Origin of the sequence: Methylobacterium soli (assembly GCF_008806385.1) — a bacterium.
Lineage (GTDB): Bacteria > Pseudomonadota > Alphaproteobacteria > Rhizobiales > Beijerinckiaceae > Methylobacterium > Methylobacterium soli.
The window spans coordinates 54,061-66,067 of record NZ_VZZK01000013.1 but is presented as its reverse complement, the minus strand read 5'-3'; the positions used below and the strand labels follow the sequence as shown (position 1 = coordinate 66,067).

Annotated in this window: 12 protein-coding genes; 8 read left to right on the top strand and 4 right to left on the bottom strand. The window is 68.9% G+C overall.

What is annotated here, in order from left to right; genetic code table 11:
- Nucleotides 1–152 precede the first annotated feature (152 nt).
- The 5 genes from F6X53_RS14170 (at nucleotide 153) to F6X53_RS14150 (ending at nucleotide 4,185) form a co-directional block, all read left to right on the top strand.
- Nucleotides 153–863 carry a response regulator transcription factor gene (locus tag F6X53_RS14170; protein ID WP_150963083.1) on the top strand — a complete coding sequence of 237 codons (711 nt, stop codon included), beginning with the start codon at nucleotides 153–155 and terminating at the stop codon, nucleotides 861–863.
- A 41-nt stretch (nucleotides 864–904) separates the two neighbouring features.
- Nucleotides 905–2,707 carry a sensor histidine kinase gene (locus F6X53_RS14165; protein WP_151000845.1) on the top strand — a complete coding sequence of 601 codons (1,803 nt, stop codon included), beginning with the start codon at nucleotides 905–907 and terminating at the stop codon, nucleotides 2,705–2,707.
- Entirely contained in the window at nucleotides 2,704–3,210 is a 507-nt protein-coding gene (locus tag F6X53_RS14160) for an HPr kinase/phosphorylase (protein ID WP_151000844.1), read from the top strand. The genes F6X53_RS14165 and F6X53_RS14160 overlap by 4 nt, the downstream gene beginning before the upstream one ends.
- A 125-nt stretch (nucleotides 3,211–3,335) precedes the next feature.
- Entirely contained in the window at nucleotides 3,336–3,737 is a 402-nt protein-coding gene (locus tag F6X53_RS14155; RefSeq protein ID WP_151000843.1) for a PTS sugar transporter subunit IIA, read from the top strand.
- A gap of 124 nt (nucleotides 3,738–3,861) precedes the next feature.
- Nucleotides 3,862–4,185: an HPr family phosphocarrier protein gene (locus F6X53_RS14150; RefSeq protein WP_151000842.1), complete on the top strand. Its 324-nt coding sequence runs from the start codon at nucleotides 3,862–3,864 to the stop codon at nucleotides 4,183–4,185.
- A gap of 5 nt (nucleotides 4,186–4,190) precedes the next feature.
- Here F6X53_RS14150 and F6X53_RS14145 read toward each other — a convergent pair whose 3' ends face one another.
- From F6X53_RS14145 to F6X53_RS14135, 3 genes are all read right to left on the bottom strand, one after another.
- Entirely contained in the window at nucleotides 4,191–5,057 is an 867-nt protein-coding gene (locus tag F6X53_RS14145; RefSeq protein ID WP_151000840.1) for a GNAT family N-acetyltransferase, read from the bottom strand.
- A gap of 113 nt (nucleotides 5,058–5,170) precedes the next feature.
- Entirely contained in the window at nucleotides 5,171–6,250 is a 1,080-nt protein-coding gene (locus F6X53_RS14140) for a CobW family GTP-binding protein (protein WP_151000838.1), read from the bottom strand.
- Nucleotides 6,251–6,333: 83 nt separating this feature from the next.
- Nucleotides 6,334–7,836 (bottom strand): D-alanyl-D-alanine carboxypeptidase family protein, encoded by a 1,503-nt coding sequence (locus tag F6X53_RS14135; RefSeq protein WP_151000836.1) that lies wholly within the window; start codon nucleotides 7,834–7,836, stop codon nucleotides 6,334–6,336.
- Between the two features lie 336 nt (nucleotides 7,837–8,172).
- Here F6X53_RS14135 and queE point away from each other — a divergent pair, with 336 nt between their 5' ends.
- From queE to queC, 3 genes are read left to right on the top strand one after another with little or no spacing between them, the layout of a single operon-like run.
- Entirely contained in the window at nucleotides 8,173–8,805 is a 633-nt protein-coding gene (gene queE / locus F6X53_RS14130) for a 7-carboxy-7-deazaguanine synthase (RefSeq protein WP_151000833.1), read from the top strand.
- A 44-nt stretch (nucleotides 8,806–8,849) separates the two neighbouring features.
- Entirely contained in the window at nucleotides 8,850–9,209 is a 360-nt protein-coding gene (queD, locus tag F6X53_RS14125) for a 6-carboxytetrahydropterin synthase QueD (RefSeq protein ID WP_151000832.1), read from the top strand.
- Between the two features lie 18 nt (nucleotides 9,210–9,227).
- On the top strand, nucleotides 9,228–9,956 hold the full coding sequence (queC, locus tag F6X53_RS14120) for a 7-cyano-7-deazaguanine synthase QueC (RefSeq protein ID WP_151000829.1): 729 nt from the start codon (nucleotides 9,228–9,230) through the stop codon (nucleotides 9,954–9,956).
- Nucleotides 9,957–10,110: 154 nt separating this feature from the next.
- Here the strand turns inward: queC and F6X53_RS14115 are convergent, their stop codons facing one another.
- Nucleotides 10,111–11,997 carry a peroxidase family protein gene (locus F6X53_RS14115; protein ID WP_151000827.1) on the bottom strand — a complete coding sequence of 629 codons (1,887 nt, stop codon included), beginning with the start codon at nucleotides 11,995–11,997 and terminating at the stop codon, nucleotides 10,111–10,113.
- Nucleotides 11,998–12,007 lie beyond the last annotated feature (10 nt).

Sequence of the window (12,007 nt, the reverse complement as noted above, 5' to 3'; positions counted from 1 at the left end):
TCTATAAAGCTGCGTTCTTTACCGCGCGAAACGGACCCCGCCCCCCGCGTGTGGTCGCGTTCGTGTCTTTGCCTGCCCTGAGCCAGTGGGCCGGAGCCGGGAAAGCGGGCAGGTCCAAAGCCCGCGCCGCTTCCGTTCAGTAGGGAACGCGCATGCCGACCATCGCCCTCGTCGACGACGACCGAAATATCCTGACCTCCGTCTCGATCGCGCTCGAGACCGAAGGATATCGGATCCAGACCTACACGGACGGTGCGTCGGCCCTCGACGGCCTGCGGCACTCACCGCCCGATCTCGCCATCTTCGACATCAAGATGCCGCGCATGGACGGAATGGAGCTTCTGCGACGCCTGCGGCAGAAATCCGACCTTCCCGTGATCTTTCTGACCTCGAAGGACGAGGAGATCGACGAATTGTTCGGCCTGAAGATGGGAGCGGACGATTTCATCCATAAGCCGTTCTCGCAGCGTCTCCTCGTCGAGCGCGTGAAGGCGGTGTTGCGCCGCTTCGCCCCGAAGGAAGGGCCCGGCGCACCGGCCCGCGAGGCGGATGCCGCCGCGCGCTCGCTCGAGCGCGGCCTGCTGATGATGGATCCGGAGCGCCACACCTGCACCTGGAAGGGTGAGCCGGTGACGCTGACGGTGACCGAGTTCCTGATCCTCCAGGCCCTCGCCCATCGCCCCGGCGTCGTGAAGAGCCGCAACGCCCTGATGGATGCGGCCTACGACGATCAGGTCTATGTGGACGACCGGACGATCGACAGCCACATCAAGCGGCTGCGCAAGAAGTTCAAGGTGGTCGACACCAACTTCGACATGATCGAGACCCTGTACGGCGTCGGCTACCGCTTCAAGGAGAGCTGAGGCTCATCCCCGGATCCAGCCTCCGCGAAACCGCAGACGCGATGCCATCACCCCTTTTCGGGAACACCGTGCGAAGCCAGGACGACGAAGACGCGCGCCGCAGCCCCCTGAATTGGCCGCGCGCCCTCTGGCACGCGATCGGCCAGCGGGCCTCGTCGAGCCTCACCCGCCGGATCGTCGTCCTCAACCTCGTCGGGCTGATCGTCCTGCTCCTCGGCTTCCTCTACCTGAACCAGTTTCGCCAGGGGCTGATTCAGGCGCGGGTGCAGAGCCTGCTGATCCAGGGCGAGATCATCGCGGGGGCGATCGCCTCCTCGGCCTCCGTCGACACGGACACGATCCGCATCGACCCCGACAAGCTGCTGCAGCAGCAGGCCGGCGAGGGCGCGACGGCCGACGAGAACCCCTCGCCCCTCGCGTTCTCGCTCAATCCCGAGCGCGTGGCCCCGCTCCTGCGTCGTCTCGTGACGCCGACCGGCAACAGGGCACGCGTCTACGATGAGGAGGGCGGGCTGCTCTTCGACACCCGCTCGCTCTATGCCCGCGGCGACATCAATCGCGGGGACCAGAGCGTCGTCCGCCCGCAGAAGCATAATTTCCTCGAACAAGCCTTCGACTGGGCGCAGACCCGCCTCTTCGGATTGTTCGGAGAGCGGGTCCGCAAGCAGGAGGAGGTCGGGCCTGCCAATGGTCGCACCCTCCGGGAGGTCCAGGCAGCACTCAGCGGCGCCCGCGGCAACATCGTGCGCCGCAACGAGATCGGCGAGACGACCGTGTCGGTGGCGGTGCCGATTCAGCGCGGCGGCACCATGCGCGGCGCCCTGATGCTCTCGACGCAAGGGGACGCGATCGACCGCGTCATCGCCTCCGAACGCTTCGGCCTCGTGCAGGTCTTCCTGGTCGCGGCCCTCGTGATGGTTGTGCTCTCGATCCTGCTCGCGGGCGCCATCGCGGGGCCCGTCCGACGCCTCGCCGACGCGGCCGAGAAGGTGCGCATGGGCATCAAGTCGCGCCAGGAGATCCCCGATTTCACCAGTCGCACGGACGAGATCGGCCATCTCTCCGGTGCGTTGCGGGACATGACGCAGGCGCTCTACCGGCGCATCGACGCCATCGAGAGCTTCGCGGCCGATGTCAGCCACGAGTTGAAGAACCCGCTGACCTCCTTGCGCAGTGCCGTCGAGACCCTGCCGCTCGCCAAGAGCGACGAATCACGCAGGCGGCTGATGGAGATCATCCAGCACGACGTGAAGCGTCTCGACCGCCTCATCAGCGACATCTCCGATGCCTCGCGGCTCGATGCCGAGCTCGCCCGTGCCGAGGCTCGGCGTGTGGATATCCGCAAGCTGCTCACCACCGTCGTGTCGGTGGCCAACGAGCGGCGTCGCCCGAAGGATGCCCTGATCCAGCTCGACATCGACGCGCCGGCCGACCACGACAACCCATTCGGCATCATCGGGCACGATAGCCGCCTCGGTCAGGTCGTGAACAATCTCCTCGATAACGCTCGCTCGTTCTCGCCGCATGACGCCAAGGTGCGCGTCGCGCTGCGCCGCGTGCGAAATGAGATTGAGTTGATCTGCGAGGATGAGGGGCCGGGCATCCCGGAGCACGCCCTGGAGCGGATCTTCGAGCGGTTCTACACCGATCGTCCCGAGCAGGGCTTCGGGCAGAATTCCGGTCTCGGGCTCTCGATCTCCCGCCAGATCGTCCAGGCACATCGCGGATCGATTCGGGCCGAGAACCGCCCCGGCCCCGCTGACGAGGATGGCGAGCCGACGGTGCGCGGTGCGCGGTTCATCGTCCGCTTGCCGGCGGCGCCGCGGCAAGCCGCTGCGGCGTGAGCGCCCCCGCGCCGGGGAGCAGGACGATCCACGCCACCTGCCTCAGCCTCGGCGAGGCGGGCGTCCTGATTCGGGGCGAGGCCGGGGCCGGCAAGTCCACCTTGGCGCTGCTCCTCCTCGACAGGGCCGCGCGCGATGGGACGAAGGCGGCTCTCGTCGGCGACGACCGAGTGCGGCTCCGCGTCCGGAACGGCTGCCTCATCGCCCAGCCGCACCCGGCCATCGCGGGCCTCATCGAGATTCGGGGCCTCGGCCTGCATCGCACCGCCGCCCGCGATTCCTGCGCGGTGCGTCTCGTCATCGACCTCGTCGAGGCGATGCCGCGATATCCGGACGCGTCCGGCGCCCTCTGCGAGATCCTTGGAATTTCCCTGCCGCGCCTTGCCCTTGATCGAAATCTCAGGTTGTCCGGGCTGGCTCCGCGCATCGTGCAGGATGCGATTGCCGTTGCTTCGCAGTCGCACTCGACCTGTCTCTTCAGGCGGGAGCCAGAGGCCCCGTAGCGCGGAGTCGACTTGCGTGGCATGATGATGACGTCGTTTCGAGCAAAACGTCGCGACCGCCTTGCGCATCTTCGTGCGGTGCACAAAATGGCGGCTCCGCTCACAGGGCGTCGGAAAACGCGTCGATGATTGGAATGGTGCTCGTCACCCACGGGTTGCTCGCGACCGAGTTCAAGGCCGCGCTTGAGCACGTGGTCGGCCCGCAGGATCAGATCGAGACGATCACGATCGGGCCTGACGACGATATGGAATTGCGGCGCCGTGACATCATGTCCGCGGTATGCCGAGTCAATTCGGGCAACGGCGTCGTCGTGCTGACCGACATGTTCGGCGGCACGCCCTCGAACCTTGCGCTCTCGTGTATGAATGGCGGCGCGGTCGAGGTGGTTGCCGGCATCAACCTGCCGATGCTGATCAAGCTCGCCAGCGTCCGCGACGAGGAATCCCTGGGCGATGCCGTGCTGCATGCCCAAGAGGCCGGCCGGAAATACATCAACGTCGCCTCGCGCGTTCTTGCCGGCAAATAGCCTTTACGCCGCCCCTTTCCTCTGTTTACCCACATCCGTCAGGTTCGGGCCGGGTGGGCCGTGACGGGCCTGCCACCCGGCTTTTCAAACGTCCGGGTGCGAGCCGAGGAAGCGCCCGAACCCGATGACCGAAGCCTTCGACATCGACGACGACGAGCAGCCGCCGGTGCCCGAGGGCGGCTACCTGCGCATCCTGCCCATCATCAACCGTCGTGGCCTGCATGCGCGGGCCTCCGCGAAGTTCGTGCAGACGGTGGAGCGCTTCGACGCCATCGTCACGGTCACGCGCTCCGGCGAGACCGTGGGCGGCCGCTCGATCATGGGTCTCCTGACCCTCGGCGCGGCCCAGGGCACCTCGATCGCCGTGACGGCGGTCGGAACCGATGCGGAAGCCTGCCTCGCCACGATCGAGGCTTTGCTCGCGGACAAGTTCGGCGAGGACGAGTAGCTCCCCTACCCCGCGCTCGCGAGGGCGGCCTGCCGCCAGATCACGCTGCCGTCTCCGGCCCCGAGTTGGAGCGCTCCCGAGACGATTTCGCCGCGATGGCGCGCGAGATCGACGCTCACCTGACGGCGCCGGGCAAAGAGGCGCGTGACCACCCGCACCATCGCGGCCTCAGCGGGGTCGGCCACGATCGGCTTGCGCGAGGCGCGCGCGTCGAGGACCAGGAACGCTTCGACCGCATCGCGGATTCGAACCGGCTCCGAGATCCGCTCGATCTCCATCGCCGGCCGATCCGTTTTCGCGCGAATGCCCACGAAGTTGTGCGCCGGGATCGTGCGGACAGGGGGCGCGTGGCGCCCCGGGAGCAGCTGAAGCGAGGGACGCCCGATATTCTTGGCGGGGCCACCGGGGAGATCGGAAAGGGTCAGGCGGCGACGGGCCGACGCCAGATTCGCGCGCAAGGCCGCTTCGACCTCCGAGGCGTAACGGCCCTCGATCAGGTGGGTCATGGGTCCGGCAAGGCCCGGCGGTCGCCACAAGGCCGCGCGGCGCGCGCCCCAGATCGGATGCGGCAGTGCCAGCGGGACGACCGCGTGGAGCGTTTCGGCTCCGTGCGCCTGCGCTCCCCACACGAGCGCGAAGACGAGATCGCGCCCGGCGGCCTGGTGGCGGGCGGCGGGCAGGATGTAGTCCGGATCCGCGAAATGCGGCTCCTGCGCGCCACTGCGGGTCAGCAGCGCCCGCCAAGCCGCGATCGTCTCCGGCGTCACCCCCTCCACCGGCGTCAGGTCGACCCGCCAGTCGCGCGGGCGCGCATCCGCCCTGGTCTGCGCGTTCGAGAGGCCACCGGCGATGATCGTGAAGCGTCGCGCCATCGTTGCATCCTGATCCCGTCCACGTCCCATTTCGGGACGATCCGGCACCCCCGGGGCGCCCTTTGGCGGTGACGGATCAAGGATGATGCCGCGGCCCCCTGCCCCGAACCGGTTCAGGCGCCCGGGATGGCGAGGGGATTGGCCGTCAGTGCCGCAGCATCCGGGGCATCGAGGCGCGGACGCCCGAGGAATGCGTCCCACAAGCTCTGGACGAAGGCGGGGTCGAGATCGCGCACGATCAGCACGAGGCGCGAGCGCCGATCCTCGTCGGGCCATGCCGGCAGGCTGACGGGCATGTGCATGACGTGCTGGACGCCGTGCACCACCACCGGACGCTCCGGGTCCTCCTTCAGCGCGACCAAGCCCTTGAGGCGCAACAGCTTGGCCCCTTGGCTCGACCGAAGAAGGTCCAGGAACATCTCGAGGGAGGCCCGGGACACCGGCGCGTCGCTCGTCAGCGAGAAGGCGCGGATCGAGGCATCGTGACGATTGACGTCGTGGTGATGGTGCTCCTCCGCCGCGACGCGCTCGGCGCCGAGCCAGGCGCGCACGTCCTCGCTCTTGCCGTCGAGGCCGAAGAAGCCGCCAAGCAGCGTCCCGGCGGGGACGTCGGGAGGGTCGATCGGGGCCGAGGGGTTGAGATCGTGAAGGCGGGCGCGCAGGGCATCACTCTGCGCGCCCGCCAGATCCGTTTTTGTCAGGACGATCCTGTCGGCGACTGCTGCTTGCCGCACCGCCTCCGGATGCACGTCGAGCGTGTTGTCGCCGTTGACGGCGTCCACGACGGTGACGACGCCCTGCAACCGGTACCGCAGGACGAGATAGGGATGGTAGATCAGCGCGTGCAGGATCGGGGCCGGATCGGCGAGGCCCGTCGTCTCGATCACGACGCGGCGGAAGGGCCGGATGCGACCGTTGTCGCGCTTGCGCAGCAGGTCTTCGAGGGTGGCGATCAAGTCTCCGCGCACCGTGCAGCAGAGGCAGCCGGCCCCGAGCAGGATCAGGTCCTCGTCGACCTGCTCGATCAGCAGATGATCGAGCCCGATTTCGCCGAACTCGTTCACGATGACGACCGTGTCGGCGAAAGCCGGGTCGGCGACGAGCCGATTCAGGAGCGTGGTCTTGCCCGCTCCGAGGAAACCGGTGAGGAGCGTGAGCGGGATCGGCTCGGGACGGCGGGGTGCGTCGGTCATGCGCCCGGCCTACCCCGCCCGGCGGCGCGCCTCAATCGTTCGGAACAATTCATGAGCGATTGGGCGTCGTCCGGAGCCTCGGCTCACTCCTTCGCCTTGGCCTGGATTGCGGGCTTCTTCGCGGCCGGCTTCGGCGCGACCTTGGCCGCAACGGCCTTCGGTGCTGCCGGCTTGGCGGCGGCCGGCTTGGTTGCGTGCGGCGCCCCTCCCTTTGCCTGCGGGATGCCCGGCTTCGACTCGACCGACGTGTAGGCGGAGGCCGCCTTCGGCACGCTCGCGCCGCGGGCGACGGCCTTCGGCTTCGCGTCCGGCTCCCCGGCCGCCGGCTTCGGCTGCGCGGCGGCCTTCTCGGCCCTGGCCTGCTTGGCCGCCTCGCGCTTCGCCTTCGCGGCTTCGAGCTTGGCGGTTCGGGCGGCGTCGCGCTCGGCCTTCTGTGCCTCTTCCTGCTCGTTCAGCATGATTTGGCCCTCGGCCGGATCGCGGCCGATCCAGACCAGGATCGGCTGCAGCGGCGCCCGGGGCGGCAGGGCGCGGGTCCGCAGGTTCGCGCTGTTGAGGGTCGCGAAGGCGAGCGCCGAGGAGGGCGGCGCGGCGGCCGCCATCAGCTGCGCGTTGGCATTGTCGGCGCTGGCGCCGGCCGCCCCGGCGCTCGCGATGATGGCGCCTTGGCCCTCGTCGACCGGCATCGGCTTGCGCTTGTCGCAGATATAGGGCCGCATGTCCGGGGCCGCCGCGATGCCGGAGGCGGGCAGCGCGTCGAGGCTCTGGTTGGTCCAGCCCGTCGATTGGCTGAAGCCGTAATCGAACAGGTCGGCGGCCTTGAGGTCGCGCTCGCGGGCGCTCGGCTGGCCCATCACGACGGTGAGGATGCGGCGCCCGTTGCGGGTGGCGCTCGCCACGACGTTGAAGCCGCCCGAGCAGATGAAGCCGGTCTTCATGCCGTCCGCCCCGGCGTAGCGGCCGAGCAGCCCATTGTGGTTGGCCATGACCGAGCGTCCGAACTGGATCGCCGAGATCGAGAACAGGCCGCGCGAATCGGCAAAGTCGCGCAGGAGTGCCCGGCCGAGCACCGCCATGTCGCGGGCCGAGGTCCATTGGCGCGGGTCGGGCAGGCCGTTCGGGTTGAACCAGCGGCTCTCGCGCATGCCGAGTCGGCGGGCGGTGTCGTTCATGAGGTCGGCGAAGCCCTCGATCGAGCCGCCGAGATTCTCGCCGATGGCCCAGGCCACGTCGTTGGCCGACTTGACCATGATGATCTTGAGGGCGTTGTCGAGGGTGAGCTGGGTACCGGGCTTGAAGCCCATCTTGGAGGGCGGCTCGGCGGCGGCGGCCGGCGAGATGGTGATCAGCGAGTCGAGCGAGACCTTGCCCTGCCGCACGAGATCGAGGGCCACGTAGGCGGTCATCAGCTTGGTGATCGAGGCCGGATACCAGGGGTCGGTCGCGCCCTGGGCGTAGATCACCTTGCCGGAATCGACCTCCACGACCAGGATCGGTGCCGTCACGGCGCCGGCCGCGCCCGCCCCGATCAAGCCCGCCACCGTGGCGATGCTCAGGACGAAGCGCCTCAGGATTCGATTCGACATCAGGCCTGTCTCGAGAGGATCCATCGATCCGGCGGCGCCCCCGGCACCGGGTCGTTCACGGCAAGGTAGGTCAACGGCCAAGCTTCGGCGAGTCCGGGCGGCGGGACGATCCCCGGCCGATCGGTTGAAACCCGGCGTTTCGGACCGGAGTTCAACGCCGCTTCCGTGGCGAGAGGATGGCGGTGCGCCCACACCCACAGGTTCGGGTGGCGCCGATCGCATGGCTCGCGCGGTGGCGTCGGAGCGCGCCTGGGCCTATGTGCAGGGCGAAGCTCGTTTTTTTGCAGGCAGGATGCCGGCGCCGCCCCGTGGCGGGTCGGGCGGCACGACGGAACGATGGCGTACGCGGTCAAGGAACTCTTTCACACGCTGCAGGGCGAGGGCGCGCAGGCGGGCCGCGCGGCGGTCTTCTGCCGTTTTGCCGGCTGCAATCTCTGGTCGGGCCGGGAGGAGGATCGCGCGAGCGCGGCCTGCCGCTTCTGCGACACCGATTTCGTCGGCCTGAACGGCGAAGGCGGCGGCCGCTTCGCGACGGCCGAGGCTCTGGCGGAGGCGATCGCCCGGACCTGGGAAGGCGGCTCGCATGCGCGCTACGTCGTCTTCACCGGCGGCGAACCGCTGCTGCAGCTCGACGAGGCGCTCATCGCGGCGGCGCATGCCCGCGGCTTCACCCTGGCGGTCGAGACCAACGGGACGCTGCCCGCTCCCCCCGGGATCGACTGGATCTGCGTCAGCCCGAAAGCCGGGAACGCCCTCGTCCAGGCGAGCGGGCATGAATTGAAGCTGGTCTTTCCGCAGAACGGCCTCGACCCGGAGGATTTTGCCGCTCTCGACTTCCGCCACCACTGGCTGCAGCCTATGGACGGGCCCGAGCGCGTCGCGAATACCGGCGCGGCGGTGGCCTATTGCCGGGCCAATGCCCGCTGGCGCTTGTCCCTGCAGACGCACAAGCTGATCGGTATCCCTTGAGCGCGGACAGCCGCGCCGGCAAAGAGCCCGCGACGAGACCCACCATGACGAAGATCACCCAGGCCTTCACCTTCGAGGCGGCCCACCGTCTGCCGAACGTGCCCGAGGGCCATCGCTGCGCCCGGATGCACGGGCATTCCTACCGGGTCGAACTCACGATCGGCGGCGCGGTCGATGCCCGCACGGGCTGGATCGTGGATTTCTACGAGATGGAGCGGGTCTTCGCCCCCGTGCTGGAGCGCCTCGACCACCATTGCCTCAACGAGGTCGAGGGGTTGGAGAACCCGACCGCCGAGACCATCGCGGCCTGGATCTGGCATCGGACGAAGCCAGGCCTCCCGGGCCTGACCGCGGTGAAGCTCTACGAGACGCCGATGTCCTGGGCCGAATACGCGGGCGATTGAGAGCGGGTCGACGACACGATGAGCGAGGCCACCTCCGACGCGAAAACCGATGACGGCGCGCTGGTCCTGTTCTCGGGGGGCCAGGATTCCACCACCTGCCTGGCCTGGGCGCTGGCGCGCTTTCCCCGCGTCGAGACGCTCGGCTTCGATTACGGCCAGCGCCACCGGGTCGAACTCGATTGCCGCGCGGGCCTGCGGGCGGGAATCGGCCGGATCGATCCGGCCTGGGGGCTCCGCCTCGGGCAGGATCATACCCTCTCGCTCGACGCGCTCGGCGCGGTCTCCGAGACGGCGCTCACCCGCGAGACCGAGATCGGCTTCGAGGCCGGCGGGCTGCCGAACACCTTCGTGCCCGGCCGCAACCTCGTCTTCCTCACCTTCGCGGCGGCGCTCGCCTACCGGCGGGGCCTGCGCCACCTCGTCGGCGGCATGTGCGAGACGGATTTCTCCGGCTATCCCGATTGCCGCGACGACACCATCAAGGCGCTGCAGGTCGCGCTCAATCTCGGGATGGATCGCCGCTTCGTGCTGCACACGCCCCTGATGTGGATCGACAAGGCGCAAACCTGGCGCCTCGCGGAGGACCTCGGCGGGCGCCCGCTCGTGGACCTCATCGTGGAGGACAGCCACACCTGCTATCGCGGCGAGCGCGGCGCGCGCCACGCCTGGGGCTACGGGTGCGGCACCTGCCCGGCCTGCGACCTCCGGGCGAAGGGGTTTTCGCGGTTCGTCGCCGAGTCCGCTTGAGGTTCCGGCGGCGGGATCCTTGAGCCTGGGCAGACGCGACGCCCCGCCCGCGTCCGGATCTGGTGAGTGCAGGCCCAGCACCGCTTCGACGCTCGCGCAAGCGTATCCGGGCCCACGCGGCCTCTCTCCACCGCGTCCGGCCCGCCCCGTCTGGTCAGGCGAAGCTGTAATCGTCGGGACGGAGTTCAGTCGCCGAGATCCCCGGCAGGGCCACCTGAACGCTGCCGTAGATCACGACCGCATGCCCCTGAACCTGGACGATCATCGGCTCGGCCGTCGAGGCGTGGTGCCCGTGATGGAGGCTTGCGGCGGCCAACCGGCCATGTGCATCGCCCCCGGCGCCGGCCTGCTCCTCGAAGACCAGATGATCGCGCCCGGGCTGGAAATCCGTGATGACGGCCCGCGTGTCCGTCGTGAAGACGAACCGATCGCTTCCGCCCCCGCCCGTGAGGGTCTGGTGGCCGGTGCCGGCCACCAGCATGTCGCTCTCGGCGCCGCCCACCAGCTGCGCTTCGCCTGGCGTGCCGATCACGAGCTGCGGCGCTTCCGGATGCTCGGATGCGACATCGCTGCCGTGACGATCGTAGAAGGTGAAGACGTCGTCCTGGATAAATTGGGTGTCGGTGTTGCGCAGGATGATGTCCGACAGGCTCGTGTGCTGGATGTCGCTCAGCGTCTCCCGATCGAACTGATCGTTCTGGTACCAGAGGCGGTCGCCGTCGCGCAGGCGCTCGAACTGAGAGCCGATGATGGCCGAGAAGGTCGGGCCGATCAGCGAACCCGGCGCATGACCCTCGGCCAGGCCGCCGGTCCAGAGATCGACTGCATCCACCGTGCCGAACGCCTCGCGCAACGCCGCGACCGTCGCCCGATCGCCGGTGATCTCGGAGAAGTCGTGGTAGGGCGCGAGACCGAGATCCTCGCGGGTCTCGTTGAGGGTGCCGAGCCCGAGATCCCGCCCGCGCTGGATGTTGATGCTCGCCAGGTCCTGGCCGACTGGTGGATCGATCAGGAAGTTGCGCAGATCCTCGACGATGCGGACATCCATCGTCTGAGAGGCGTCGTCGCCGAGATGGCGCAGGAAGCCGTCGGCGCCTGACGCCGCCGCGAAGGCCGCCGGCGTCATCCCGAACGTGTCCCGAAGTTCGAGCCCCGGCCCGATCAGGTTGCCGGCCTCGTCGACGCGCTCGGTCTCGGCCGAGACGATCGAGTGCCCGAACCGGTAGGCCGCGCCGGCGAACTCGACGCTGATCCGCGGATCGATTCCGGCATCGTAGCCCCGATAGGACCCGATCGCGCCGGGCCCGAGGAGGTGGGGCAGGAACTCGTCATAGGTGATGTGCTGGATCTCGGCCGTCACGATCGCGCGGGCCTGCTGGTAGAGGGCCTCCCCATCGAGCCGCGGATCGGCCGCGTGCAGCCGGTCGACCTGGAAATTGTGCTCGCGCAGGAACAGCGTCTGGAGTGCGGTCAGCGACGGGTTCTCGGTGGCGCGCACATCCCCCGCCACGAAGGCGCCGTTCACGATCGGCAGGTTGTCGCCGGCCGAGGTCGCCAGATGCCCGTCGGGTCGGCGCAAACTCGCGGCGGTCGCCGTATCCGAGCCGTAGACCATGGAGGCGTCGAGCCAGCCGCTGATCGCGTTGACGGCGATCGCCGGCTTGCCCGTGCCGGCCCCCGTCGCCGGATCGATCACGGCGCGCGTCATCGGGAGGAGACTGCCGGCCGCGAAATAGGCGTCGCCCGCCGGGATGAGGACGTTGATCGGCGTGACGTGGTCCGTCAGGCTGAGGTCGAGATCGTGGTCGATGAACTGGCCCCAGGCGTAGAGCATGCCCGACAGGCCTTGCGGGTTCGGGATGGTCGGGTCGCCCTCTCCGACGACGATGTTGCTGATCGTGCGCGGGTTCGGTCCATCGACGAGGGACGAGATTCCGTCCGCGAAATGCGCTGCGCCGAGCCGCGCGAAATTCGTGCCGGCCGCGTTGAGGCCGGGTTGGGACAGGTTGTTGCCGGAACCGTCGACGGAATAGGCTGCCATATCGCTACGT

Bases quoted from the DNA above. Each gene is read 5' to 3' on its own strand.
- F6X53_RS14170 (WP_150963083.1), top strand. From the start codon at position 153: ATGCCGACCATCGCCCTCGTCGACGACGACCGAAATATCCTGACCTCC.
- F6X53_RS14165 (WP_151000845.1), top strand. From the start codon at position 905: ATGCCATCACCCCTTTTCGGGAACACCGTGCGAAGCCAGGACGACGAA.
- F6X53_RS14155 (WP_151000843.1), top strand. From the start codon at position 3,336: ATGATTGGAATGGTGCTCGTCACCCACGGGTTGCTCGCGACCGAGTTC.
- F6X53_RS14150 (WP_151000842.1), top strand. From the start codon at position 3,862: ATGACCGAAGCCTTCGACATCGACGACGACGAGCAGCCGCCGGTGCCC.
- F6X53_RS14145 (WP_151000840.1), bottom strand. From the start codon at position 5,057: ATGGCGCGACGCTTCACGATCATCGCCGGTGGCCTCTCGAACGCGCAG.
- F6X53_RS14140 (WP_151000838.1), bottom strand. From the start codon at position 6,250: ATGACCGACGCACCCCGCCGTCCCGAGCCGATCCCGCTCACGCTCCTC.
- F6X53_RS14135 (WP_151000836.1), bottom strand. From the start codon at position 7,836: ATGTCGAATCGAATCCTGAGGCGCTTCGTCCTGAGCATCGCCACGGTG.
- queE (WP_151000833.1), top strand. From the start codon at position 8,173: ATGGCGTACGCGGTCAAGGAACTCTTTCACACGCTGCAGGGCGAGGGC.
- queD (WP_151000832.1), top strand. From the start codon at position 8,850: ATGACGAAGATCACCCAGGCCTTCACCTTCGAGGCGGCCCACCGTCTG.
- queC (WP_151000829.1), top strand. From the start codon at position 9,228: ATGAGCGAGGCCACCTCCGACGCGAAAACCGATGACGGCGCGCTGGTC.
- F6X53_RS14115 (WP_151000827.1), bottom strand. From the start codon at position 11,997: ATGGCAGCCTATTCCGTCGACGGTTCCGGCAACAACCTGTCCCAACCC.